This window comes from Wolbachia endosymbiont of Drosophila simulans wHa (genome assembly GCF_000376605.1).
In the GTDB taxonomy this organism is placed as follows: Bacteria; Pseudomonadota; Alphaproteobacteria; order Rickettsiales; family Anaplasmataceae; genus Wolbachia; species Wolbachia pipientis.
This window is the reverse complement of sequence record NC_021089.1, coordinates 109367-135221: the sequence shown is the minus strand read 5'-3', so window position 1 is coordinate 135221 and position 25855 is coordinate 109367. Positions and strand designations below refer to the sequence as shown.

The 25855-nt window shown below is 34.7% G+C and carries 21 protein-coding genes, 1 other RNA gene and 4 pseudogenes; 10 read left to right on the top strand and 16 right to left on the bottom strand.

Annotated features, from left to right (window positions below):
• Nucleotides 1–60: 60 nt before the first annotated feature.
• Nucleotides 61–2448 carry a DNA topoisomerase (ATP-hydrolyzing) subunit B gene (gyrB, locus tag WHA_RS00670; RefSeq protein ID WP_015588835.1) on the top strand — a complete coding sequence of 796 codons (2388 nt, stop codon included), beginning with the start codon at nt 61–63 and terminating at the stop codon, nt 2446–2448.
• 530 nt (nt 2449–2978) lie between these two features.
• A pseudogene (locus WHA_RS06165) lies at nt 2979–3385 on the top strand (IS630 transposase-related protein); the annotation flags it as partial.
• Between the two features lie 39 nt (nt 3386–3424).
• On the opposite strand, the pseudogene WHA_RS07435 reads toward WHA_RS06165, so the two are convergent.
• From WHA_RS07435 to WHA_RS00590, 16 genes and pseudogenes are all read right to left on the bottom strand, one after another.
• A pseudogene (locus tag WHA_RS07435) lies at nt 3425–4518 on the bottom strand (IS3 family transposase).
• A 45-nt stretch (nt 4519–4563) separates the two neighbouring features.
• A pseudogene (locus WHA_RS06840) lies at nt 4564–4707 on the bottom strand (IS256 family transposase); the annotation flags it as partial.
• A gap of 79 nt (nt 4708–4786) precedes the next feature.
• Nucleotides 4787–6065: pseudogene (locus WHA_RS00645) on the bottom strand (IS4 family transposase).
• Between the two features lie 178 nt (nt 6066–6243).
• The gene (gene ispG / locus WHA_RS00640; RefSeq protein ID WP_015588834.1) at nt 6244–7524 is read right to left on the bottom strand and encodes a flavodoxin-dependent (E)-4-hydroxy-3-methylbut-2-enyl-diphosphate synthase; all 1281 of its coding nucleotides are present in this window, start codon (nt 7522–7524) and stop codon (nt 6244–6246) included.
• Between the two features lie 25 nt (nt 7525–7549).
• Nucleotides 7550–8170, bottom strand: coding sequence for a TRP75-related protein (locus WHA_RS00635; RefSeq protein ID WP_015588833.1), 621 nt, complete (start codon nt 8168–8170; stop codon nt 7550–7552).
• 197 nt (nt 8171–8367) lie between these two features.
• Nucleotides 8368–8916, bottom strand: coding sequence for a hypothetical protein (locus WHA_RS00630; protein WP_015588832.1), 549 nt, complete (start codon nt 8914–8916; stop codon nt 8368–8370).
• Between the two features lie 202 nt (nt 8917–9118).
• Nucleotides 9119–9970, bottom strand: coding sequence for an Rpn family recombination-promoting nuclease/putative transposase (locus tag WHA_RS00625; RefSeq protein WP_015588831.1), 852 nt, complete (start codon nt 9968–9970; stop codon nt 9119–9121).
• 181 nt (nt 9971–10151) lie between these two features.
• Entirely contained in the window at nt 10152–12266 is a 2115-nt protein-coding gene (locus WHA_RS00620; protein WP_015588830.1) for an FtsK/SpoIIIE family DNA translocase, read from the bottom strand.
• On the bottom strand, nt 12267–12545 hold the full coding sequence (locus WHA_RS06150) for a YggT family protein (protein ID WP_006279515.1): 279 nt from the start codon (nt 12543–12545) through the stop codon (nt 12267–12269).
• Between the two features lie 171 nt (nt 12546–12716).
• Nucleotides 12717–12992 carry a type II toxin-antitoxin system RelE family toxin gene (locus tag WHA_RS00615; RefSeq protein WP_015588829.1) on the bottom strand — a complete coding sequence of 92 codons (276 nt, stop codon included), beginning with the start codon at nt 12990–12992 and terminating at the stop codon, nt 12717–12719.
• Nucleotides 12983–13204 (bottom strand): hypothetical protein, encoded by a 222-nt coding sequence (locus WHA_RS00610; RefSeq protein ID WP_006279415.1) that lies wholly within the window; start codon nt 13202–13204, stop codon nt 12983–12985. The genes WHA_RS00615 and WHA_RS00610 overlap by 10 nt, the downstream gene beginning before the upstream one ends.
• Nucleotides 13205–13409: 205 nt before the next feature.
• The gene (locus WHA_RS00605; protein WP_006279412.1) at nt 13410–13847 is read right to left on the bottom strand and encodes a ClpXP protease specificity-enhancing factor SspB; all 438 of its coding nucleotides are present in this window, start codon (nt 13845–13847) and stop codon (nt 13410–13412) included.
• 23 nt (nt 13848–13870) lie between these two features.
• Nucleotides 13871–14200: a transfer-messenger RNA gene (gene ssrA, locus WHA_RS06145) on the bottom strand.
• A gap of 124 nt (nt 14201–14324) precedes the next feature.
• Nucleotides 14325–14915 (bottom strand): CvpA family protein, encoded by a 591-nt coding sequence (locus WHA_RS00600; protein ID WP_015588828.1) that lies wholly within the window; start codon nt 14913–14915, stop codon nt 14325–14327.
• A 57-nt stretch (nt 14916–14972) separates the two neighbouring features.
• Nucleotides 14973–15569 (bottom strand): riboflavin synthase, encoded by a 597-nt coding sequence (locus WHA_RS00595; RefSeq protein ID WP_012673066.1) that lies wholly within the window; start codon nt 15567–15569, stop codon nt 14973–14975.
• A gap of 181 nt (nt 15570–15750) precedes the next feature.
• The gene (locus WHA_RS00590; RefSeq protein ID WP_015588827.1) at nt 15751–17478 is read right to left on the bottom strand and encodes a hypothetical protein; all 1728 of its coding nucleotides are present in this window, start codon (nt 17476–17478) and stop codon (nt 15751–15753) included.
• Nucleotides 17479–17624: 146 nt separating this feature from the next.
• Here WHA_RS00590 and pheS point away from each other — a divergent pair, with 146 nt between their 5' ends.
• The 8 genes from pheS to WHA_RS00550 all read left to right on the top strand — a co-directional run bounded on the left by pheS (nt 17625) and on the right by WHA_RS00550 (nt 25801).
• Nucleotides 17625–18668, top strand: a complete 1044-nt coding sequence (gene pheS, locus WHA_RS00585; protein ID WP_015588826.1) for a phenylalanine--tRNA ligase subunit alpha — start codon at nt 17625–17627, stop codon at nt 18666–18668.
• Nucleotides 18669–19961: a bifunctional UDP-N-acetylglucosamine diphosphorylase/glucosamine-1-phosphate N-acetyltransferase GlmU gene (glmU, locus tag WHA_RS00580; RefSeq protein ID WP_015588825.1), complete on the top strand. Its 1293-nt coding sequence runs from the start codon at nt 18669–18671 to the stop codon at nt 19959–19961.
• Between the two features lie 1074 nt (nt 19962–21035).
• Entirely contained in the window at nt 21036–23234 is a 2199-nt protein-coding gene (locus WHA_RS05960; protein WP_081600757.1) for an ankyrin repeat domain-containing protein, read from the top strand.
• Nucleotides 23228–23410, top strand: coding sequence for a hypothetical protein (locus WHA_RS00570; protein ID WP_041573496.1), 183 nt, complete (start codon nt 23228–23230; stop codon nt 23408–23410). The genes WHA_RS05960 and WHA_RS00570 overlap by 7 nt, the downstream gene beginning before the upstream one ends.
• Before the next feature lie 328 nt (nt 23411–23738).
• Nucleotides 23739–24050: an ECH_0659 family protein gene (locus WHA_RS00565; RefSeq protein WP_015588824.1), complete on the top strand. Its 312-nt coding sequence runs from the start codon at nt 23739–23741 to the stop codon at nt 24048–24050.
• 136 nt (nt 24051–24186) lie between these two features.
• Nucleotides 24187–24735: a head-tail connector protein gene (locus tag WHA_RS00560; RefSeq protein ID WP_015588823.1), complete on the top strand. Its 549-nt coding sequence runs from the start codon at nt 24187–24189 to the stop codon at nt 24733–24735.
• A 291-nt stretch (nt 24736–25026) separates the two neighbouring features.
• On the top strand, nt 25027–25437 hold the full coding sequence (gene gp17, locus WHA_RS00555) for a tail completion protein gp17 (protein WP_015588822.1): 411 nt from the start codon (nt 25027–25029) through the stop codon (nt 25435–25437).
• A complete protein-coding gene (locus WHA_RS00550; protein ID WP_015588821.1) occupies nt 25412–25801 on the top strand; it encodes a phage tail tube protein in 390 nt (129 codons plus the stop codon). The genes gp17 and WHA_RS00550 overlap by 26 nt, the downstream gene beginning before the upstream one ends.
• Nucleotides 25802–25855 lie beyond the last annotated feature (54 nt).

Genomic DNA, 25855 nt, shown 5'->3' with positions numbered 1-25855 from the left:
TGTTGCTAATCAGCATATATGAATGTAATATTAATTAACATTCATAAATGAAGCAATACCATGGAAAATAGTTATAATGCCGATGCAATAAAAATCTTAAGGGGTCTTGATGCTGTAAGGAAACGTCCAGGTATGTACATTGGTGACACTGACGATGGATCTGGCTTGCATCACATGGTATATGAGGTTGTTGACAACGCAATAGATGAATCTTTAGCTGGATATTGTGATAAAATTGAAGTTAGCATAAATAAAGATGGTTCAGTATCAGTAACCGACAATGGTCGTGGCATTCCAACTGACATTCATGAAGAAGAAGGAATATCAGCAGCAGAGGTAATAATGACTCAACTCCATGCTGGTGGTAAATTTGGCAGTAATACCTATAAAGTTTCTGGGGGATTACATGGTGTTGGAATCTCAGTTGTGAATGCATTATCAAGCTGGTTGGAATTAACTATTTGGCGCAATAAGAAAGAACACTTTATGCGTTTTGAAGATGGTGAGTCTATTGAACCTTTAAAGGTAGTCAACGAAAATACAAACAAAAGAGGAACTAAAGTCACGTTCATGCCATCAACAGAGACTTTTAATGGCATTAATTTCAGTTACTCAACGCTTGAAAGTCGTATAAGAGAATTAGCATTTTTAAATTCAAATATCGACATTACTTTACGTGATCTGCGCAATGAACCATATACAGAATCTCATTTCAATCAGAGCAATCAATCTAAAGACAATTTTGGTACAGCAAATTTTGTGCAGTATTTAGATAAGAATAAGACACATGTAACTAAAATTGCCAGTATGAAAGGAGATGCAGACGATCTTGGCATCAGCTTGGAAATATCGATGGAATGGAATGATTCCTACTATGAGAATATGTTGTGTTTCACTAATAATATACGGCAACGAGATGGTGGTACGCATTTGGCAGGATTTAGATCTGCACTAACTAGATGTATCAATACCTATGCAACTAATGAAGGGTTTTTAAAGAAAGCAAAAGTAAATTTAACTGGAGAGGACGTTAGAGAAGGTTTAACTTGTGTTTTATCTCTTAAGATGCCTGATCCTAAGTTTTCTTCACAAACAAAAGATAAACTAGTTAGTTCTGAAGCACGTGCAGTTGTAGAAAGTATAGTTTCTGATAAATTGAGCACAATCCTTGAAACTGATCCCAAATTGGCAGCAAGCATAGTAGAAAGAGCAATCAGGTCAGCAAAAGGAAGAGAAGCTGCAAGAAAAGCGCGCGAGCTAGTTAAAAGCAAAAACAATATTGATATTGCAACTCTGCCAGGAAAGCTTGCTGATTGTCAGGAAAAAGCTCCTGAGTTATCGGAATTATTTATAGTAGAGGGTAATTCAGCAGGTGGTACTGCAAAGCAGGGGCGTAATCGTAAAACACAAGCAGTGCTTGCCTTAAGAGGAAAAATTCTAAACGTAGAACGTGTAAGTTTAGATCGTATTTTTTCATCTGCAGAAATAGGCTCTTTAATCACTGCAATTGGTGCTGGAATAGGGAGTGAACACTTCGATATTGAAAAAGCTAGATATCATAAAATTATCATCATGACAGATGCAGATGTTGATGGTTCACATATAAGAACTTTGATTCTAACTTTCTTTTTTAGACATATGCGTGAAGTTATTGAAAAAGGTTACTTATACATAGCACAGCCACCCCTCTATAAAGTTACAAAGAATGCCAAAGACACTTATATTAAAGATGACGAAACTTTTGAAGAGTATATAATAAACTCAGCAGTTAAAAGATTAACACTAAGTGGTACAGCTACAGAATTTAACGACTTGCGCCTTATTTTGAATAAATGCGTTAGCATTTCTAATATTAGCAAAAATTATGATAGAGAAATACCACAAAATCTCCTAGAGTCATTGCTAATTTTAAGCAAAAAGAATGCTCTATCATCGGCTGATGAGATATTAAAGTATTTAAAATTAATGTACAGCGAATACACTTGGGAAGTAGAAATAAAAGATGAAGAAAAAGAAATTCACATCTCTAAATTGTTTCAAGGATTGGCAGACAAATATATATTTGCACTTAGTATGCTTGAAGGCAAAGATATGCAAAGCATATTAAGTTTGCTTGATGGTATAAGTAATTTATTTAATGGTGATTCATTTTTAAAGTCACAAGAAACTGAAATAAGAATCACTTCTCCAAGTACGCTTGCAAAAATAATAATGGACTATGGTAAAAAGGGTTTAACTCTGCAGAGATTTAAAGGTCTTGGTGAAATGAATGCTGATCAGCTATGGGATACTACGTTAAATCCTGAGGCTAGAACTTTACTGAAGGTTGAAATAAAAGATTGTGAAGAAGCTGATTCCATATTTTCAATACTAATGGGTGATATAGTTGAACCACGCCGTGATTTTATTAATAGCAATGCACTCAACGTGCATGATGTTGATATTTGAACTTTTAGCAAAATGTACGAACGTTACGGGTTTAAGCAAAGACTGTGTCATTCAAGTAGCTGACACTGGTTCCTTTATAACGGTGTCATTCCAGTGCTTGACACTGGAATCCAGGTTGCTCACAAGCAAACTAGCATAGAAAGTGGTTACAACGTTTTCGATGAGATTGCAGAAAGGCTGGATTCCAGTGTCAAGCACTGGAATGAAAGCAGTCCTACGTCATGCCGCGATTCATTCGCGGTATCTCTAGATCCCGCTAACAAGCAGCGGGATGACGGTTGTCAGGGTGTCTCCCACTACCTTCTCCTGTCATCCCAGTGCCTCCCTCCCCTGTCATCCAAGTAGCTTGACACTTGTATCTTTATGATGTGAGGCATTAGAGCTAAAATACCTCACAGGGAGGGTGAAGCTGATGCGACGCTAATGCCATTAAGGCCGAATCCCAGATTTTGCTTCCCTCCCATAGAGTTATAGCTCTTCTCATAATAATCCAAATAAGGTAAGAATGGATTTATGGTAGAGGGGTTTGTATGCCAGCAGCGTATAGTTACGACTTAAGGAAAAAAGCAATGGAAGCATTGGATGAAGGAGAAAGTAGAGCAACTGTTGCCAAGAGATTTAAAATTGGAAAAACGACTTTATATGAGTGGCAGAAAAGGCGTGAGGAAACGGGAGATTTTCAGTCAAAAAAGCCTGGAAGCGTAGCATAAAATTACCGACTGGAATGTCTTCACCGAATTTGCAAAAAACCATGGTGGCAAGACTCAGTCAGAGATGGCCAAACTCTGGAGTCGACAAATGATTCACCGCGCACTTAAAAATATTGGATTTACAAGAAAAAAAGACCTACGGATATAAAGAAAGAAATGAAGAAAAGCGAGCTCAATTTGCAAGGGTTATAGCGACAAAACATCGTGATAATCTTGTATATATTGACCTTACCCAGAAAAAGTGGAGAGAAAGTTTGGAATGTTTTTCACAAAGAGAATGATGAATCAAAATGCTCAAGAATGCAATAGTTAATAGTGACGTTGTTTGTTATAAAAAATTTCTATGTATTCAAATATTGCAGTTCTAGTTTGTTGAGCAGAGTGTTGTGAAGTATCAATAAGTATTTCTCTTTTCAATGAGCTAAAGAAGCTTTCTGCAACAGAATTGTCGTAACAACAGCCTTTATGACTCATCTATGTTTTTTATGGATAAGAGATATTGATAACCTTGCAAAGTATATTGTGAACCTTGATCACTATGTAATAGTAGATTTTTGGCAGGTTTACGCTTGTTAACGTCCATTAATAAAGAGTCCATAACCAATTGTTTATTTATTGAACTGCTCATTAACTACCATGCGTGAATATAGATCGATTATTGTTGCCAAATATAGCCATCCTTCTTTGGTTTTTATATAAGTAATCCCATACTTTATTTGGTTGATCGACAATAAAGTTTTGGTCTAATATATTGGGAGCTACTGTCCGTTTGTTGTTTCTTAATTTTAAATTTTCTTCTCAATATAGCCTGAATACCATTTTTCTGCATAATACTTTGCACTGTTTTTAAGTTGCAACTTTTACCCAAAGCCTTTAATTCAGCATGAATTTTAGGAGCTCCATATCTACATTTAGAAGCTTGATATATTTTTTGAATATCTGCTAATAACTCTTTATTTGCTGATTCTCTACTGCTTATTTTCCTTGTAGTCCACTTATAGTAGCCACTAGCAGAAAACCCTACATAATTCCTGCACTTTATAGTGTTTACTATGCTCTTTTATGAAAAAATATTTTACTCTTTTTGACTGGCCAGGGCTTTTTTTAAAATGTCTCTTTCTCTTGTTACTTTTGCTAACTCTTTCTGTAAATCAAATCTCTCTTTGTCATAAGGTGCTACATCTGGAAATGCATTTGCCGCTGACTTTTTTTCGTTATATTTCTTCATCCATTTTCCTAATACACTATCCCTTATTCCTAGATCTCTTGCTACTTTTGCAACTGGTTGACCTACCTTTCTTTGTTCATTTGTCAGCTTAACAGCTTCCAATTTGAATTCTGCCGTATATTCTCTTGCCATTTCTAATCCTCCAAAATTTTATTTTACCCGAAAAAACTCCTTTCTTTCTCTCCACTTTTTCTGGGTAAGGTCAAATGCTCCATCCCTTCCTGTTAATGGTCTGCCTTCCCTTATTGATGACAGTATATTTGCTTCCAGTTCTTTGTAATCTACCAAACCGGTAGTTCTGTTTACTACTTTCTGACTCATTGTCAAACCTCCATTTTTTTATATCAATTTATTACTTTTTTTTCGGTTTGACACACTTTTTTGAACCATACGCGTCAAGTTAAGAGATTGTGAGCAAATTTAGAGAGGTTAAAGTGGATACTCTAGCCCTTCTACGTTTGTCTTTTAATGAAAATCGCGACCAAGTTATAGTGAGTTTTTTAAGAAATGCTTTTAAACTATTAATTTTGGTTAATACTAAAAATAACTCTCTAACCAGCCTTTTTAGCTCAATAAATGCCTTTGTTAAGCTAAGTTCTGTATTCTTTTTCACTTCTGTGCAACCAACTATGCCGTGAAATATAAGAATTGCGCACAATTTAGCATATAGTTCACATAATACTCTGCATGGCTTTCCTTTTAGCTTATCAAGCCTGATATGGCTTTTATACAATTTAAATAATTTGCCACCTTACTCTGTAAATCGTTAATACTTGCTCAGCACTAATTTTATTTTCTGGAACATTAGTTATACCAGTTCAACAATTTTTGATTTCTTTTAGAGGATCCTGCGATCTTGCTAATCTATTAGCTTTCCTTCTTCTGGCCATATTCAGTTAGTTTCTGACATATAATTCTTACTCTAATTTTTGCTTCTTTTCCTAACAATACCTCGTTTTCTAAAAATCTCTAAACATTCTAATAACTCCATTTTTTGATTTGTTTCTACATCATATACGTTGGTATCGACGACTTATGAAATAAGCTCCTATTTCATTGATTTGTTTAAAAGAACTTGGCACAAAATAACCGAGATCAGATATTAGCAAATCATTGCTTGATATATTACTTAAATGTTTCCTATATCCCTGGTCTGATCTTATTCCCTCCGTTAAATTAAGTTGGTCTATTATCTGATTCATGTAATCGAAAACTAATTGTAACTTTATTCCAGACTTAGTATTGCTTTCATAGCCACTGTAGCTAGTACCATAACCTTTATACATCTCTTCCATACTGTTAGGTAGAGTAATATAGCTACTGTCCAATAATTTAACACTATTAAATTGCTGTAAGATTTTGCAATCAACTTGCAAGATATTTTTAAAGAGAATCACAGATTCATTATACATCCTTTTCATAAATTCCACTGCTTCTTCAGTAAATCTAAAATCCAAACCTTGTTTTGTTATATCTATCGAGTCCTCGTTTAGTAATTGACACATTGTTTCTACGCTACAATTATCAACTCCTATATTACCCAAGACCATGGCTTTTACGAATGATGAACCTTTTAGCTTTCTCTTTCTTTTTATAAACCTTGTTGTAATTGAGATTTTCTCTGCTTTTTCATTAAAAAATTCTTTGAGCTTTTTTGATAAGCAAGTTATTTTATTCATTGGTTCTCTCACTAAAAGTATATCTGGGAGAACTTATACCTTATTATTCTATCTCTTTCATACCTTTATTTCCTTAACTTGACGCATATGCTTTTTTGAACATTCCCAACGAAAAAAGAAAAACAAGGTCTAATTTTCTTTTTTATTTGCGATTTATCTATTAATTAACCGTGAAAGGTTACGTGTAATGCTCCTTCACATAATTATCAATAATTGCCTTAAATTCTTCAGAGACATTATCACCTTGTAAAGTTTTGAAATATTTGCCGTCTTTGTAGACTGCTGAAACAGGTTTTTCTCCATATCCAGGCAAGCTGATTCCCAAATTTGCGTGTTTGCTTTCTCCAGGACCGTTTACTATGCATCCCATAACAGCAATGCTCATATGCTCTACACCTGGATTTTTTTTCTTCCATATCGGTATATGAGTTTTTATATAGCCATTCACCTCTTCAGTTAATATACGAAAACGATCGCTACTCGTGCGCCCACAACCAGGACATGAATTAACCTGAGGGTTAAAGTATCGCAAGCCTATAGACTGCAATATTTCCTGACACACCACCACTTCATTAGTACGCGATTCACCAGGACGTTGAGTCAAAGAAGCCCGTATTGTATCTCCAATGCCATTTTGCAATAAATAAATAAGCCCTGCTGCGGTATTTACCACACCTTTATTGCCCATACCAGCCTCAGTTAAACCCAAATGCAGCGCATAATTGGAAGATTTTGCAAGTGCCATATAAACTAAAATTAAATCTTGTACTTTGCTAACTTTACATGAAATGATTATTTTGTTTGAATTTAGACCAATTTCTTCAGCTTTTTTTGCACTATCAAGAGCAGACATTACAAGTGCTTTGCGCAGTATAACGTCAGAAGGCCTTGAATTACTAAGCGAAGAGTTTTCATCCATCAATTTTTGCAAAAGGTATTTATCAAGACTACCCCAATTTACCCCAATTCTAACCGGAAGATCGTGCATTATTGCATACTCTATAACCCTTTCAAACTTCTCATCACGTTTGTTGCCAAAACCTATATTGCCTGGGTTTATCCTAATTTTACCCAGCATTTTGATGTTGTCTGGATAATCTTGAACTAATTTATCTAGCTCATACTGACCACAGCCTACCAATATTTTACCGTCAAAACCTTCTTTATTTATCTCTTCTACTATATAAGGTATTGCTCTTGCTACCTCCTCTGAGTTCAAGGCAATTCGCACCAATTCTGAACCTGTACGCGCTAGTTCTGTTATCTCTTTTGCATAATGTTTTGCGCTACTTTTTATATTATCAGAATCTATATGCACGCCAAGCGCCATAGATTGTACAACTACAGGATTATTTCCACCTATCTTTACTTTTCCAACTTCTACAACATGAGTCTTGTGCCTGGAAATCGGCAATAATTCATATGCATCATCATTCAATATCAGGTCTTTATCTAGCATATTATTAATGGCCAATATTGTGATACTATTTTACTGTGTCAGCTACACTGCCAAATGAACTCGAACCATTCAAACTATAAGCATCTACGTTATCCAAATTAGCAATAGAATCATGTGAGCATGTTTTTCTTGATGGAGTTTTTTTTATAGTGATATTCATAGGAGAAACTTTTTTTTCTCGTGTTGAAGTAACTTTCTTCTCTTCTTGTTGTTCACTTTCATGCTGCTTATTTTCATACTGGAAAACTGGCTCTTGATCTATAAATACAGCACCCCTTAAACGCGCGATATTAATACCATGCTGATTTATCATAGCGCTCTCTTCATCGTCGACTATGCACGCTTCCATGTCATTTGGCTCATTATCAAGACTAGCAATTTTTTTCTCTTTTAATTTTTTGATTAGATCTTCTTTATTTATAGCTCGATCTTGTGACTTTTTTTTCTTGAGCAATTCCCTACGCTTTTCATATAGCTTATATGACTCAGCAAAATCCTCATCTGTATGAAAGCTTGCACCACCAGGGTTACCAGGAGGTATGTATCTCTTACTGAGCTTAGATTTAGCTTCAGCACTATGCACAGTAAAAAAGCTAGAAACCAAAAACATTAATATAAACAAGACTTTAGAAAAAATCCTAAGCATATGGTGCTATAGTAAATATCGTGTTTTAAAAGATAGCAATTAACAAACTTTAAGTAAACCAGAATCTTTACTAACTTTACAATACAAATATTTTTCTAAAAAGTGATATGTTTACTATCAAAAAATCTACATAGGCTAAGAGAAGAGGAAGGTGTTACAAGTTGCGTAACACCTTTTCAAGAAAAGTGTTATACAACTTAGTTTGGAGTGTATAAGCTATTCTGTTGCACTTGAGTATCAACTTTATCATTAAGTTTTGTGTCTGGCGTATCTTTAGACAAGTTCTTTTCTTTCTCCCTTTCACACTTAACTCCCTGATAGATACAGAATGCAACAAAACTAGTTATCGCTATTACGGCAACAGCAGTGGCTATGGTACAAATTAGTAGTGTTTTTTCTTGATCTGCTACTGCCTCTGCAAGTGTTTCCACTTTTTCTTGTAGGCCGTTTAAGTGCTCTTGCATAGCTTGAAACTGCTCAGTACCAATCTTGTCTTCTAATGCACTAAAAACTTTTTCAAACTGCTCAGCATCTATCTTTTGAGCTTCTTGCCATTCTTTTAATGCACTAAATACCTCTTCAAACTGTTTAGCATCTATCTTTTGAGCTTCTTGCCATTCTTTTAATGCACCAAAAACTTTTTCAAACTGCTCAGCATCGATTTTTTGACTTTTTTGCAATGCTGTTATATCTAACCTATCATTGCCAGACAAACTATACCAAGCATTACTAAAAACATTTGACATTTTAACCCCCTAGTTAATTAATATATTATAATTTTACATTCCCAATGTTTAAATTATTATTAAATTAACTGTCATTATGTATTGACCTTTTAATAATTTTGTTTGACTTGCTTTTTAAAAGTGCGAAAACTTAAATTAAGGTACTTACGAAATACATGAAGAAAAATGCTTATTGTATTTTTGTAACCATTAACACTTAATTCTACAATTCTTTGATCTCACTCATGGAGAGGCCAGTAAACTTAACAATAGTGTTGACATCAACATTATTAGCTAGCATTGCTTTTACGACTTCAATTTTTCCTTTCCGTACACCTTTCTCTTCAGCAAGATCAAGTCTGTATTCAAGGATAGCTTCTTCTTTCTGTAGATCCATCACTCTTTCTTCATAAGCTAGGAGATCTTTTTCACTCCAGTGAAACTTGTCTAATTCATCGTATGCTAGCTTTATTATTGGTGATTCCTCTGCAATTTTCTTTAGATCTTCATCTGTCGTTTCTTCTGCATGCTTAAAAAAGAAGCACCACCTTTCTATTGTGCTTTCTAGTTCCTCCACTCTGCTTTTTGAAAATTTAGGTAATTCTATAAAGACAAATTGAAAATCTTTTAAGTAATGGCCGTTGGTTTTTATATCACGTATATTGTGAGTAGAAATATACTCAACCTCTTCAGGGAATAGCATACCATTGGAAATAGCAATGAAGAAAACCTTCTTTAAATTAATGTAATTTTTATCAGCCTGCCTTGAGTAAGCCTTAGCAGCATAGAGTTGTGCGCGCTTTTCAAAGCCCTTGTCGCGAGCGAGCTGCATCTCAATTATATATCTTGACCCACTAGAATCCCTGCAAAGAACATCAACTATACTTTGTCTATCAGAGGCAATTTCAGGGTCCATAATGGTGCTTAAGAATTCTACTTCTTGTATAGTATTGACTTCAGTACATCCTAAAATATCATTTAAAAAATGGATAAGAATATTCTTATTTTTTTCAGTACCAAAGATTTTCTTAAATGTTAAATCTAACTTTGGATCGAGAAATTTAGAAAGAGCCATGGCAAGAATGCTTGAAAATATTAATAATTATACACTATTATTAACAATTATTCAATTATATTTTTAAGGAAGACAACTTTTAACTTTGTAAAAGATAGCCAAGAAAGTTGCATTTGCAGCAAATTTTAAGATACCCATCTATGGCCTAACTTAACGCGCATGAACGTTCTCAGAAGCCCTGTTATTCTACTAATATCTCTCTCTTTCCTGAATAATTTGGAGCACTGACAACACCTTCTTTTTCCATTCTTTCAACGATGTTTGCAGCTCTGTTATAGCCTATTCTAAGTTGTCGCTGAATGTAACTGGTTGAAACTTTTTGATCTCTTTGAATGATGGCCACTGCTTGATTGTAGAGGTCGTTTTCTTCATCCTCTGTTTCACCTTCTGATTCCACAGAAGAATTTTCATCTTCTTTGGTAATTTCCTCCATATAATTTGGCTCACCTTGCATTTTCAGATGATCAACTATATCTTGTACCTCATCATCGCTCACAAATGGGCCGTGAATTCGAATAATCTTACCACCAGAGGCCATATAAAGCATATCACCCATACCAAGCAATTGTTCAGCCCCTTGTTCGCCAAGTATTGTGCGACTATCTATCTTAGAAGTAACAGCAAAACTGATTCTCGTTGGAAAGTTCGCCTTTATCACACCTGTGATCACATCCACAGATGGGCGTTGTGTTGCCATTATGATGTGTATTCCTGCAGCACGAGCCATCTGAGCTAAGCGTTGAATAGAGCACTCTATTTCTTTGCCGGCAACAAGCATCAAATCTGCCATTTCATCTACAATCACTACAATATATGGAAATGTTTCCATTTTAATCGGCAGCTTTTCAAACAAAGGTTTGCCTGTTGTTGAGTTAAAGCCAATCTGCACAACGCGCTCCAATTCTATTCCACTATTCATCGCTTCTGTGATTCTTTGGTTATAGTTTATTACATTGCGCACATTTAAATAGGACATCATGCGATAGCGGTTTTCCATCTCTTTTACTATCCACTTAAGAGCGACTACAGCCTTTTTTGGCTCTGTTACCACTGGCGTTATTAGATGCGGTATTGCATCATATATTGAAAGCTCAAGCATTTTTGGGTCGATCATTATCATCTTACATTCATCAGGACTTAATCGATAAACGAGTGAAAGAATCATAGTGTTAATCGCAACTGATTTACCAGACCCTGTGGTTCCAGCAACGAGCAAGTGGGGCATTTTAGTTAGATCTGCAATAACTGGTTTTCCACTTATTTCTTTGCCAAGCGCAATTGGGAGATTTAAGTTTGCATTTTGGTATTCTGGGGATTCAAGCAAATCACGCAGCATTACAATTTCCCGTTCCTTGTTCGGCAACTCTATTCCCATAGCATTTTGCCCACGAATTATTGAAATACGTGCAGAGAGTGCACTCATCGAACGTGCAATGTCATCTGCAAGGCCAATTACTCTTGCAGATTTCGTGCCAGCTTGTGGTTCAAGTTTGTACAAAGTCACAACCGGCCCATAGCATACACTGATAATTTTTCCTTGCACGCCAAAATCACTCAGGACTTGTTCCAGCAGAGATAAATTTTTATTGCTCTCCATTTCATTCAGCTGCTTTCTCTGCAAAGACTCCTCTGCTTTAGAAAGTAAATGGATACTTGGAAACTTAAACTCACTTAAAACCTCCTCGGTAGCTTTTTTCTGTCTTGCTTTTGGTTGTTGTTTAGTAGTGATTTTAGTTCTATGTTTTTCTTCTACTACTAATGGTGCAATTGAATACTCAGTAGTTTTATGTGATCTGAAGAATGGAACATTTACAAATAAGCAAGCTATTTTTTTACATAAGAAGAATAGAGAGTAAATTGTTCTCTTCCAACCAACAGATCCTACAAGACCTATTGATGTTACTATCACAAATATATAAAACGGGCAGTTATTAATTAGTGCATTCCCTATTATTCCACTGTGTCTGTACCTTGCAGTGATGCCTAGCGAAAGTTGTGGTAGTATAGCACATATCCCTAAATTGATTAATATTAAATAGAGAATTTTTAGCAGCCTTTTTGATGGCCTGAAGATCAACAAGTAAACTATGGTTGTAGCTATTGTAACACTAGTTAATCCAAGAAATTGAACCAATATATCAGCTAAATATGAACTTACTATTCCACCTAAATTTGTCACTTCCTCATTTGTAGCTGTGTTTAAGGAAGGATCTTTATAGTTATAGCTAAAAACTGATATATATATATATATTAAAAGGGATAGATATATTGCTGATTTTAGATATTTTTTTAACATCTACCTAAAGTAGTAAGCTACTGTATATTTTACAAAGTGAATTGTTATTAGCAATATCATTATAGATAAATCTAATCCGTTGAACGGTGGTATATATCTTCTAATAATCTTTAGTGGTGGATATGTCAATTGGTTCAAGATGTGCATTATGCTACTGACAGTTTCATTATATATGTTCACCATATTAAGTTTAACCAGCCAGTTTAGGACAACCCAACATATTAGAATGAAGCTATAAAGATCAAGTAACGTATTGAGTAGATATATGATTGGATGCATACATATCTATTACACGAAAGTTATATAAAAGACAAGTATTTAGCCTTTTCAAACTCAAAATGTTGTTTTTGCTGAACCAAAAAAAACTTCATTTTTTGAGCTGCGCAAAGCCACCTAAAGTAGAGAATGGACAAGGAAGGAGGGGTGTATAATATATATTAATGTTGATATTTATTTCTTATAAATATCATCTCTATGTCCTATCTCTGTGATAGTTACTATATGATCTAATTGATTTACTCTGTAAATTACACGATAGTCACCAACTCTTAGCCTTCTACATCCTTTTAAGTTATGATGTAGTGGTTCACCAAAATTTATTGGGTCAACTGTAAGACGTTCTTTTATAGCCTTTTGAACTCTTAGCCTTATTGTCTTTGGAAGGTTTGGTAAATCTTTTTCAACAACACTCTTTAGAGACTTAACCTTGTAACGCTCTAATCCCACTTAATATCTTCAAAATCAACTGTTTCTGCACCTTCAACATCACGCTCATCAGAAATTTTAGATACTAAAAAATCCTCCATTTCAAGCTCAACTGCTTCTCTAAATAGTTTTCCTGCTAATTCTTGAACGGGCTGTTTAGTAAATTCAGATAATTCAGCAAGATGCTTTAAAGTTTCTTCGCTAAGAGCTATGTTAATGCCTGAATTTGCCATATGTTTTACCGAACTCTACTACTGTAACAAGTATACAACATTTTTTTTAATTTTTCAATAAAGAAAGTTGATGATACGTAAGAAAAATTTTGCCACCTGCGTTAATAAATAATTAAAAATTTAGCATATTTATCTACCCTCTATTCTATTACTTAAGTTAGACCACTTTTTTCTATTAATATTTTTTGTTTATAAAGATGAGCAGTTACTCATCACGCAGTTGATCTATGGATATAATACTACCGTTTGATAGTTTTTCAGTACATTTTTCACTTTTGTATTCTTTATCAGAGTCGATACTGATTTTGTCAAATATTAAAACATCTCCTGAAATTTTATCACGAAACTCACTAATAGCAAAAAACGGTATAGTAATTCGCTCTTGTTTTCCTTGAAAACTCAAACTGACGCTAAATTTATCCTCAGAAACTTTTAAATCATAGAATTGATGCTGTAATATAATAAGCATTTGAGTAGGGTATGACTTTTTCAAACGATCTGGCATGGTCACACCATTAAAATATGTGAAAAATAATATTTCTAAGTGAGGGATAAAACCATTACCTGATATAACATCTAAAGTCTTTTTGATAACTTGAAACTTAGCAGAATTAAGCAGTTTTTTGTAATCTGTTTGCTCCATATAACTTTCACATACGTAAATTTTGGGGGAACTTCTGTTACCCGGCGTTCCCTAAACCGTGCTTTAGTAATAAACCGGTTGTGCTAAATTAAGCAGCAACAGGATATTCTTCAGCAGCAAAATTATCGTTTGCATTTAAATTATGAACTCTTAGCGGTGGTGTCTAACCGAGCAAAGCTACCATCTTTACTATGCATGTCGATCCTTAATCGCCCCCGTATAATTAAAAAACATGGTGGAGGCGCCGAGTACTGCCCTCGGGTCCAATACACCTATTACAAGGTAATTTTATTGCTATAGTACACAAAATGTACATAGCTATTATATAGCAACATTAAATAAATGTCAAGATATTATGACCTTAAGTTGATTTATTGCTAAAACAAAATTAATATTTCCAGTAAAAAATTCTGTGCTCTTAACCTGACACATATGGCTTTTTGAATACTCCCAATGAAAATATTTATAAATAAATATTTACTCTTCTTTTTTATTGTTTTTAGGTTTTTCTTGATCAACCATTTCTCCACCTATCTCTTTTATTTTTAGTATCAACGACTCTGGTACATACATGTCAATTACTTCTTCTGCTGTCACAAATAAAGCCTGATAAGAGTGTGAATTTATTATCCAATTAGGCAATATGTCTTCTGCTTCTATTTTATACTCTCCCTCTTTTTTGTCATATACTGTGTAGCAATATAAGTGCACAGCAAAAAATAATACATAAGAGAGCAATATTCCTTTAAGCACTCCGAGAAAGATTCCAGTAACTCTATCGATAAACCCCAACCTTATGGGTAATAATATGTACATTAGCCAGTTATTTATTATCATGAATATAAGATTAAGTATAATAAATACAGAGATTGTAGAAAGTATGTTTAGTGTAACTTTAGAATCAAAATATTTACTATAATTTGGAGTGAAAAAATCATAGTGATTAGCTGTCAGAAAGACCGATAAAAATAGAAACATTAGTGCGCATAGCTCTTTTATAAAGCCTCTAGTTACCGAGATTATTACGCATAGAACAACAATGAAGATAATTAGGCTATCGAAAAGCATGTTTTATATCTATATGGTTTTCAAGATATAATAGTTGTAAATAACAAGGTTGTAAAATTAATTGTATTTATGCTGCATCAATTGATCTAAATACCTAGCGATCATGTCAATTTCTAAATTCAAATAATCATTTACTTTGTTGTACTGAAAAGTTGTATTTTCCCATGTATAGGGAGTGATATTTACTGTAAATTCCTGATTAACAACTGAATTCACTGTGAGGGAAACCCCATCTAGTGTAACGGAGCTTTTTTTTGCAACAAATTTAATTAATTCTTGTGGGCACGATAGTTTGATTTCATGAGAATCTAAATTTTGATTAATTGTTAAAAATTTTACTATCCCATCAACATGACCCTGAACCAGGTGGCCATCGATCTTATCGCTTAATCTCATTGCTTGTTCGAGATTTATTTTTTTTCCTATTCTCCACGTATTTAAGTTAGCAACCTTCATAGTTTCTTGAGATGCTTGGACTGTAAATGTATCGCTCATTATATCAACAACAGTTAAACACACACCAGAGCAAGCTATTGAATCTCCTTTATTTATAGAGGATAAATTTTGTGTCTTGATATGGAAAATTTGATCAGAGTTGGAGTGAGTGGTAGTATCAGTTATAGTCCCGATATCCGTGATAATTCCTTTAAACATATGGTGAAAATAAATAATTTTACCATGAAAAATTTTTTACAACAACTTATTTCTATTTTGTTATAGTTAAAGTAATTCTGGTTTACCGACAATTTAAAAAACGACAAATTCGTCATCCCGCTACGTGTTAGCGGGATCTAGAGATACCGTGACGGTATGACGTAGGAAAACTGAGCCTGCACTAGCTATAGGCGCGAGAAAGGGGATCGTTTTCACTTACTTGCTTAATAGATTCTATAGAATATTCAGAATATATAAAGCGAGCTAAATTCAAAATACACAGCGCGATTAATATTGGCAACCCTATGTTCAATGCTAACCCAATACTTTCCCTTTTTTCTGGTGGCACTAATCCTTTTAACATTGACACTTTTCCTAATGGAAAATGCCATAAGCAAAGTGTTGATGCAGATGCTACTATTATAAATAGACAAAAATAAGCCTTTTTTGAGGAAAATACAGTTTTTAACGGTGATTTGAGTGTAATGTTAGTAGGTGGTAGAGTTTTAGCTTCATTTGTTGCTGGTGAAAGATCTTTAATTGGTAAAGGGTTTGTAGATTTATGAGGAGTATTTTCATGTTGTGGAGAAGGTTGTTGTATATAAACACCTGAAACTAATTTAAGCAATTGCTCTTTTTTTCTATATACTTGTTTTTGTAAATATTCTTTACCTAAAAGTGAGTTACTAAGAGGTTGTGGCCTTTCGAGTATCTGTAATACTTCTGATATTTCGCCTGGCTCTAATATTGCATGTAATTGTTTATCTTGAAAGTAAACAATATTGAATACTGAGCTGAAAATATTGCAAAATGTTTCTGGATCTTGATTTTTGTATCCACTCATCACTTCAATAAATATTTTATCGAGCTTTTTCCCCCTGTGCTCAATTTGGTTATCTATCACAGCTACTCTAGCATCATTTCGTGCTTGTTTTATGGTAGATTGTTTTTCTTCTTCTGGTAGTTCTTGAGATTGCTTTTTCGATTTTTTTCTATTAGCTTTAAAATACTCTGTGTGCGAAGTAGTTTGACCTACATTCTGTTCTGCTTCTTGAGGTATTGGATTTTCTATACTACCCCCTGTCATCCGAGTAGCTTGACTACTTGGATCCATGTTTCTTTTTTCCTGGTCAAACGCTGGAATAACACCAAATGGTATATTGTTGCTCTGTATAGAAAATTTTGGCAATTGTTGGGAAAAGAATTGTGACGTATTAAAAAAATTGGGTAGACAGAAAAAAGATCTAAACCAGAAAACGTTTTCATGCATTGCAGCAACTACTATCGAAACACGTGTAACTTGTTTTCCATTATTTGTTACATCGAAGCCAAATGAGCCTGTAACTGGTACGATTTGTTTATTTTGTGCATTTTTTTGGTTAGTTTCACTCTGTTCTTTTTTGTCTTCATTTTCAGTTTTTTCTGCATGTTGTAGCTTTTCATTTAGAAATAACTCGATTTGGTACAAGTTGTCCAGGTTAATGTTTTCAACGTCTGTTTGTAGCGTTATCGTTGTGCCCTGCAGAAGGATTTGAGGCGGAGCACTATTTACGAATTCTTCTACAGTTTTATAACTGTTAGTTTTACAGTAGTTATTATATAGTTCACTGCTTTCTTTGGGCACTTTTATGTTGGCTGTAAATTTTTTTTCCCGGGAAAGGCAGATTTTGAAAAAATCAATTAAAGGGTTTATTCGAAATAATCTTATATTAAAGGTGTCTTTATCTGTTGCTGTTAGCTCAAATGAAAATTTTTGTATATTGCTTTCAATACTTCTCGAGCGAATAGCACTGATCTTAATTGTTTCGCTAGAAAATGCTTTACTTATGTTTCTGGATTTTTCCTTAAAGAGCTTAGGTAAATCCTCTATTTTATACTTATTCTTAGTTTCAGTGTTACTGTTGTGCATAGTTGATACAGCAAATTCATCAACGCAAAGGTAAATAAAAAAGATTAATTAGTCAATAAATTAATAATCAGAATAGGGCAATTTTTCGGATTGTTGATGATATTTAAAATTTCACTATAATGAAAGTTTAAGCCAGCGTTTTTAAGATGAATAAAGAGTTATTAGATGACATACTTTCACTTGAAGATAAAGCAGTTTCCGAAATTGAGAATGCTTCTTCTTTGCAAGATTTAGAAAAAGTTAGGCTATTATATTTGGGAAAAAAGGGTGTAGTTAGAGCGTATTTTGATAACTTAAAAAAGATAGAAAATGCAGAGAAAAAGCGTGATTTAGGTGCAGTGATTAACGCTTTACGTGATAAGATAGATCATCTTATCATGAATAGGGAAAATGTGCTAAAAACAGAAGAAGTTAACTTTAAATTGCAGAACGAGGCGGTTGATATCACGTTGCCCGTTAGACCAGAAAAAATGGGCAAGGTCCATCCACTCAGTAAGGTTATAAATGAAGTAAAGCTTATTTTTGCACATATGGGTTTTAAAGCAGTTGATGGCCCTGATATTGAAGATGAATTTCATGTATTTGATGCACTGAATACTCCAAGTCATCATCCTGCGCGAGAGGAGCAAGATACCTTCTACTTAAAGAACAAAATAGATGATAAAAGAATGGTACTGCGCACTCACACCTCATCTGTACAGATTAGAACCATGGAAAAAACAAAAAAGTTCCCAATTAAAATAGTAGCTGCAGGTAGAGTATACAGAAACGACTTTGATGCAACTCACACCCCTATGTTCCATCAAATAGAGGGGTTATATGTCGATGAGAATGTCAATATGGGCCAGTTAAAATTTACTATTCATCACTTCCTTAATAAGTTCTTTGGCGATAAAGGGCTGAAGATACGTTTTCGTAATAGTTTTTTCCCTTTTACCGAGCCTTCTGCGGAAGTGGACATAAGTTATAAAGGTAGTAAATGGATAGAAGTACTGGGATGCGGTATGACGCATCCAAATGTATTTCAAAATGTTGGAATAGACCATACTAAATACAACGGTTTTGCGTTTGGCATTGGTATAGAAAGGCTTGCAATGCTAAAATATCAAATTAGCGACTTGAGGAGCTTTTATGACAACAAAATCAGCTGGCTTGATCATTACGGTTTTCATTTTTCATCTTTAAGATAAGTGATAAGTAAAACTCATACGTTCGTTATACTTGCTGCAGGGCATGGCAGGCGGATGAATTCAGATTTGCCTAAGGTCCTACACAAAATAGGCAGTTTTTCCATGCTCCAGCATGTCATTTACAATGCAAAACAGTTAAATCCTGAAAATATTGCTGTTGTAGTTGATCAGCCTTTAATTGAAAGACTAAAGTGTTTTAAGGATATACAGTTAATTACACAAGAATTAACACTTGGCACGGGAGATGCGGTCAAAACTGCGATGAGAAACCTAAGAGAATTGCCAGATTCAAGCATAGTTGTTGTGCAGTATGGGGATACTCCGCTCATAAAAAGCAGCACAATAACTAAAATGATTAGTTATTTAGAAGGCAAGGCTCTAGTTTGCCTAGGTTTTAGGACAAGCAATAAAGAATACGGTAGGTTAATTATTGAGAATGGTTCCTTAAGAGAAATCGTAGAAGCAAAGAGTGATAAAAATAATCATGAAGAATTTCTTGCCAATGCTGGAATAATGGTGGCATGTGCAAAGAATTTACGTGAATTGGTGGAGAAAATAGAGTGCAATAGCTCAACTCATGAATATTACTTGACCGATATAGTTTCCATTGCAGTGAAGAGTAATTTAAATGTCGGTTACGTTATTACCGGTGGAGAAGAAGCAACGGGAATAAATAACAGAAATGACCTTATAAAAGCTGAATTTTACTTTCAAGAAAATAAAAGAAAAGTTTTTACCGACTCCGGAGTAACGCTTGTTGCACCAGAGACTGTTTTCTTTTCTCTTGATACGCAAATTGCCAGAGATTCAGTTATTTACCCATATGTTTTTTTCGGTACTGGAGTGAAAATAGAGTCTGGTGCGAAAATACTGCCATTTTCGCATTTAGAAAATTGCTTAATTAAAAGTAATGCTGAGGTCGGTCCATTTACCAGAATACGCGGAAACACAACAATTGGTAATAAGGCAAAAATAGGAAATTTTGTGGAAGTGAAAACAAGTGAAGTTGGTCAAAACACTAGAATAAAACACTTAAGTTATATAGGAAATGCTAAAGTAGGGCAGGAGAGTAATATAGGAGCAGGCACTATTGTTTGTAATTATGATGGGAAAAATAAACATGAAACGAATATAGGGAGCAATTGCTTTGTTGGCGCCAATAGCTCACTAATTGCGCCGCTTAATATTCATGATGAATCTGTAATTGCAGCAGGTAGTGTTATAGTTGAGGATGTACCAGAAAAAAGCCTTGCAATAGCAAGAGAAAAGCAAGTAACTAAGAGAATAAAGTAGTCTAATTTAATTATGTTGTTGTGTCATTTTTAATATTAGACTTCTTGCATAACCATATAACAAACTTTTATTGGGAATAGAAACAAAAAAACTTCCTTGACAAACTCCGCCAGCCCCCTTATCATAACAGTGAAGCTATTGTATTTGCTTTCGCCAATCTGCAGATTAAAAGGTAAGGATTACTTAATGTATCGGCGTCTTATATTCAATTTTTTGCAGTATATAGATACTGTATGTCTTTACAAAACTTCATCTACATCTAGATTTTTATCTAAATAAGCTGAACGCGCTTATAAAGCGTTACAAGACATCAAAAAATGCCAATACTCGACAGAGATAGTAAAAGACTAGCTAACTCGGGGATTCTTTGTCTTTTTTCTGCTTAGTAAATTTCTTAAACATTTGCAGCGTAGGTTAGTTGCAATTAAAAGCAGCTAAATCTTGCTTGTCAAGCGTTTAAAACATAAAAAACGCCAATATTTTAAAGCAGATAATAACCCCAGGGCTTCTTTTGCCTTTTTTTTTATTTGGTAAATTTCTTAATATTTATGGCTAAACGACAACCGTCATCCCGCTACGTGTTAGCGGCTAAGAGATACCGCGGCGGTATGACGGTTTGCGGCGGCATGACCTCGTCATTCCCCTACGTGTTAGCGGGATCTAGAGATACCGCGAATGAATCGCGGTATGAGGGTGTAGATGATGGTTAAGTAATTCGTCATCCCGCTACGTGTTAGCGGGATCTAGAGATACCGTGACGGTATGACGGTTCGCGGTGGCGTGACGATAAGCTCGTCATCCCGCTACTTGTTAGCGGGATCTGGAGATACCGTGACGGTATGATGAGGGAGAACAGTTAGCGGATGAGATACCGCGAATGAATCGCGGTATGACGGTTCGCGGTGGCATGATGTAGGACTGCTGTGACACCATTATAGAGTGAACCAGTGTCAGCTACTTGCATAGAAAATGTTTATGACTAATTTTTAGATCAAACATGGAATTTCGACAAACTTAACTTTTTTGTGAGACTGTTCAACAATAATAAATAAATTGAGAGGAAAGGTTACGGCAATGGAAAAGAAAAAGTTTTTTGAAATAATAAATGAGGTAAGCAAGAGTGAAGGTTTAAATGAGAATAATTTACTTGAAAGAATAGGAAGTGAGCTAAAAGATGCAGACTCAATAGTATATAGCACTTATAACAATCTGAAGATAGATAAGATGTTCAGTATATTAGATTCAGACAAAATTGTAAATTATATGTTGGTACATCTTGCTGTGGAATGTAACAGTGTACCAATAGTAAAACTCCTACTAGCAAAGGAAGCAAAAGTTAATGAACCAATATATGAACTTGATGAAGCTAAGTCTAAGCTAACTGCTTTGCACATTGCTGCTTTGCATGGTCATCAAGAGATAGCTCAGCTTTTATTGAACAATAACGCAAATCCTTCACTAAAAGATAGTCAAGGCCGAACTCCAAGGGATATTGTCGGTGATGTAAAAGGTAAAAAGGCTATAATAAAAATGTTAGAGGAAGGAGAACAACGTTATGCTGAGACAAGAGCTACGAGAAGACAACCTTATAGACAAGGCACTTTACCGCAGCCTAATAATAAAACTCCAGGAGATTCAGCTATGGGCGGAAATAAAATAACTGCTGCAGTGCAAGCATGGAACGCAAGAGATCAGAAAGAGAACAACGGAATTACACCAAACAGCAGAAAAATCTATGTACAAGATGAGGATGAACAGACTTCTTCAAACTCAATCACTAATGAAAACAATATAAACAAAGTAGATGATACATTAGAAAGAGAACTGGCTAAAAGAGATGCTGTGGCGCAAAAGTTGCAAGAGGCAGAACAAAGACTTGCCAATAATCAGAAGCGCATAGAACATAATGACTTGCACAGTCAACATCCAGAGCAGTATACTACATATAATGGGGAACAGACCTTTTTAAATAAAAGTAGTAGTGACGACAGTGGAATATGTTTTGATGGAGATGGATCTGAAGCTTTAGGCCAATCTATATTAGAAAATGGAGAAGACATTGATGCACAAGATAAAGATGGCGTGACCCCTTCACATTGGGCTGTTGCAGATAACAATAAAGAATTAGCAAAACTTTTGATAAAACATGGAGCAGATGTTGATGCACGAAATAGAGATAAACATACCCCTTTACATTATGCTGCTGTGCATGGTTATGTAGAGATTGCAAAGTATCTAATAGATAATGGAGCAAATGTTAATGCACAAGATCAAGATGAACATATCCCTTTATACTTTCCTGTTACAAATGACAATAAAGAATTAGCAAAACTTTTGATAAAATATGGAGCAGATCGCTCATTGATAAAGGATGAAGACCTAATAGATAGACTAAACAGTATGTGTGATCAGCCATCTGAGGTTGTACCTAGTACCTTTTCTCATTCCAAAACACACAACGCAACGGAAACTCCAGAAAAAGCAGAAAAGGTTGAAAAACGTAAAGCTAAGTTAAAAGAATTACGTACTCAGCTAAAGGATGAGCAGAAAAAGAATGAATTGCTAAAACAAAAAATACAAGATCTAGAAAGTAAAAACACAACGCTTAATAGTGAATTAGAAAAAACAAAAACTAAAACAGACGAAGTACCATTAGAAAAAGCGCAAAAGGAACTAACAGAATTGAAAAGTTATATCACTGGACATGGAGCTAGGCTGGACACACTGGAGAAACTCAATGAAGAGAATGAATCACTAAGACAAGAAATAAAAAATCTAAAAAATGAAAACACAACACTTAAGGGTGAATTAGAAAAAACAAAAACTAAAAAAAACGAAGTACCATTAGAAAAAGCGCAAAAGGAACTAACAGAATTGAGAAATTGTGTCACTGAACATGAGACTAAATTGGAAGTACTGGAGAAACTCAATGAAGAGAATGAATCACTAGAACAAAAAATACAAGATCTAGAAAGTAAAAATACAATACTTAATAGCGAATTAGAAGAAAACGAAAATAAGCATTCTAAAACAAAAGTGTTGTTAGAAAAAGCGCAAAAGGAACTAGCAGAATCAAAAAGTTGCATAGTTGGACATGAGACTAAGTTGAAACAATTCAATAAAGAGAATGAATCACTAACACAAAAAATAAAAAGTCTGGAGAATGAAAACACACCACTTGAGGGTGAACTGGGCAAAACTAAAACAAATGAAGTGTCACTAGAAAAAAATTTTCCCCAAAAGTTGCCTACGCGAGCCTTGCAGCTATGTTAGCAGTAGGTGCTGCTCTTAGTATTGCTTCCGGATTGTCTGTTCTATTAATAGTTGCAGCTTCTGTGGTATCTGCACTGATAGCCGGTGGCATTACATACACAATATCAAAACCCATCGCTCCTGACACTGAATTGAAAGAAGTGAATATTCAAGGTTCAGCACAACGGTGTTTGTAAAACTTAGCACCTACATCTGTACGAACATTGCAGTTTGCAGGTGGCAGATGCAAGTAGCTGCACTGGAATCTATAACTAACCCAATAAAGGTTTCCCAGCAGTCCTACGTCATACCGCCGCGAACCGTCATACCGTCACGGTATCTCTTAGCATAGATCCCGCTAACAAGCAGCGGGATGACGAATTCGTTGTTTTTCAAATTGTAGGTAAACCTAAGCCACTTTAGCTATAGTAAAAAGTATTTGCAAGTTACACAGTAGTGTGAATTTTTTACTTCGGTAGTTTTTCATTGTCATTATAATCATAATAGTAGTTGAGTTTAATTGATATGAAAACTTTTACGAAAAATTTTAAAAATAACGAAAAAAAGCTAGAGGAGTTTAATAAGGAAATTGAAGATATAACAACTATAGCTCAAGATAAATTTGCACATGAACTTGAGAACATCGCATATGACAGTGTGCAGAAATTTCGCAGTCTGCTTGCTAAAGAGTTAAACTCCACCTTCAATAATATTCATTCTCAAAATGTCAATCTACTAAAATCTAGCCTAGTTGAATATGCTATAAGTTCAAATTTTATCAACAAAAAAGGAGAAACAGCTTTAATACGTTCTCTTCTTAATATATTCATACGATAAAGCACTCAGAGTTGTTGCTGCGCCAATCTAACTTAATGTTGCATGCAAGCTGCATAGCTAAAGTAAGTAAGATTTGCCCCATGCTATCACGAGGTAAACCTTACTTATTCTAGCTATATCAAAAAGGAGGGTTATTATGTCAATAAGATCTACTTCACCAAGAATATCTGTGCAACGTAAATCTAAGCCTGAATCTTTTCCAGTTACTTTAGAAGAGGTTAAATCTTTTTTACGTATTGAGAACAACCAGGATGATAAGTTGATTTCAGATCTAATTTTTATGGCAACTGATTATGCTGAGTGGCATATGGAAAAGTCACTAGTAAAGCAAACATGGCAAGTTTCATATGAAGATTATGTACCTCGTAGGATCTATTTAAGCTATGGCCCTGTGAGTAAGATAGTATTGGCTACTGCAATGATGTCTAAAAATCAAGAGAAGAGAACACTTAAGTATTATTTTAGTGATGTAGGGGGCTACGTTGAGTTTTTCAATTGTTTGAATGCAATAAGAGTTGATGTTGTATACGAGGCTGGCTATGACAATGTTCCTGAGCAGATAAAACTAGGTATTATGCGGCATGTTTCTGCTCTTTACAAAAATCGTGAATCGGAGGTAAGTAGCCATTTATCTGAAGTGAAGAAGGTATATTCTCCGTTTCGCGAACCAAAGGTTGTGTTGTAGCTCTTTCTTGTCATCCAAACTGGGCTACTACGTCATACCGTTACGGATAGATCCCGCTAACAAGCAGCGGGATGACGAGGTATAAACCTTATCGTCATCCCGCGATTCATTCGCGGTATCTCTTAACATAGATCCCGCTAACAAGTAGCGGGATGACAGCAGTCCTACGTCATACCGCGATTCATTCGCGGTATCTCTTAGCATAGATCCCGCTAACAAGTAGCGGGATGACGAGTTTGTATCGGGAAATGCTGCTTATGTTTTAGCTATATATCTTTACGAGGATTCATTATGGAAAAAATTCAAGCTATAAATGAGTTGTACAATAGCATTTATGCAGCACTAAAGGCAAATTCTGATTTAAGAAAATATGTTACTAACATTTATGACTACTTACCTAAACAGGTCACCATTCCTTACCTGAGATTGCGCGCAGTGAATTATAGCAACCTGCATATGCTGTCCAATTTTGCTACAAAGGCAAGATTTTCATGCGACATATATACTTATCATATAGACAGTATGTTTGCCATTATAAGGCATATTAACTTGATACTTAAGAGCATTGAAGGTTTTAGTAGTGAGGTCATTTTAGAAAGTAATTGTGCTATGGATCAGCACGATGAAATTTTACATTCAACAATTAATTTTGATATTTTAATAAAAGGAGGTGATAATGAGCAAATTACAGCTAAAAATTAAAGATCATGACAATAATTTTATTGTGTTAAATAATATACAAAACCTAAGGTTTACTTTGCGTAATAACAGAGAAGAGGTAAAAGATATTTCTTCTTTTGGCTGGAGAAAAGTATTGGATTCTGCTGGAAGCAGACATATTACGATAAAAATTAATGGAATTTTAGACTCTGTATTAGCTGATGAATTATTACGTAATTCTGCTATGCTAAACTCTAATAATGATTATGAAATTAGTTTTAAGGCTAAGGAAAAGATAAGGCTTAGGTGTTCAGTTGAACTGTATGAGAGGTATTATGACCCCGCTGCTTTTGACAGTTTTACTGTAATTTTAGCGAGTGCTGAAGTTGTAAACGCTTTTCATTAATGTTAATTTAATTTTTTCATATACAATAGTAACTGGTGAGAATTTTAACTAAAT

Excerpts from the sequence above, each read along its gene's own strand:
- WHA_RS00635 (WP_015588833.1), bottom strand. The coding sequence starts at position 8,170 with ATGCTTAGGATTTTTTCTAAAGTCTTGTTTATATTAATGTTTTTGGTT.
- pheS (WP_015588826.1), top strand. The coding sequence starts at position 17,625 with ATGAATAAAGAGTTATTAGATGACATACTTTCACTTGAAGATAAAGCA.
- WHA_RS00600 (WP_015588828.1), bottom strand. The coding sequence starts at position 14,915 with ATGCTTTTCGATAGCCTAATTATCTTCATTGTTGTTCTATGCGTAATA.
- ispG (WP_015588834.1), bottom strand. The coding sequence starts at position 7,524 with ATGCTAGATAAAGACCTGATATTGAATGATGATGCATATGAATTATTG.
- WHA_RS00625 (WP_015588831.1), bottom strand. The coding sequence starts at position 9,970 with ATGGCTCTTTCTAAATTTCTCGATCCAAAGTTAGATTTAACATTTAAG.
- WHA_RS00560 (WP_015588823.1), top strand. The coding sequence starts at position 24,187 with ATGTCAATAAGATCTACTTCACCAAGAATATCTGTGCAACGTAAATCT.
- WHA_RS00620 (WP_015588830.1), bottom strand. The coding sequence starts at position 12,266 with ATGTTAAAAAAATATCTAAAATCAGCAATATATCTATCCCTTTTAATA.
- WHA_RS00630 (WP_015588832.1), bottom strand. The coding sequence starts at position 8,916 with ATGTCAAATGTTTTTAGTAATGCTTGGTATAGTTTGTCTGGCAATGAT.
- WHA_RS00570 (WP_041573496.1), top strand. The coding sequence starts at position 23,228 with ATGTTAGCAGTAGGTGCTGCTCTTAGTATTGCTTCCGGATTGTCTGTT.
- WHA_RS00565 (WP_015588824.1), top strand. The coding sequence starts at position 23,739 with ATGAAAACTTTTACGAAAAATTTTAAAAATAACGAAAAAAAGCTAGAG.
- WHA_RS00605 (WP_006279412.1), bottom strand. The coding sequence starts at position 13,847 with ATGGAGCAAACAGATTACAAAAAACTGCTTAATTCTGCTAAGTTTCAA.
- WHA_RS00550 (WP_015588821.1), top strand. The coding sequence starts at position 25,412 with ATGAGCAAATTACAGCTAAAAATTAAAGATCATGACAATAATTTTATT.
- WHA_RS00610 (WP_006279415.1), bottom strand. The coding sequence starts at position 13,204 with ATGGCAAATTCAGGCATTAACATAGCTCTTAGCGAAGAAACTTTAAAG.
- gp17 (WP_015588822.1), top strand. The coding sequence starts at position 25,027 with ATGGAAAAAATTCAAGCTATAAATGAGTTGTACAATAGCATTTATGCA.
- WHA_RS06150 (WP_006279515.1), bottom strand. The coding sequence starts at position 12,545 with ATGCATCCAATCATATATCTACTCAATACGTTACTTGATCTTTATAGC.
- WHA_RS00590 (WP_015588827.1), bottom strand. The coding sequence starts at position 17,478 with ATGCACAACAGTAACACTGAAACTAAGAATAAGTATAAAATAGAGGAT.
- gyrB (WP_015588835.1), top strand. The coding sequence starts at position 61 with ATGGAAAATAGTTATAATGCCGATGCAATAAAAATCTTAAGGGGTCTT.
- WHA_RS00595 (WP_012673066.1), bottom strand. The coding sequence starts at position 15,569 with ATGTTTAAAGGAATTATCACGGATATCGGGACTATAACTGATACTACC.
- WHA_RS05960 (WP_081600757.1), top strand. The coding sequence starts at position 21,036 with ATGGAAAAGAAAAAGTTTTTTGAAATAATAAATGAGGTAAGCAAGAGT.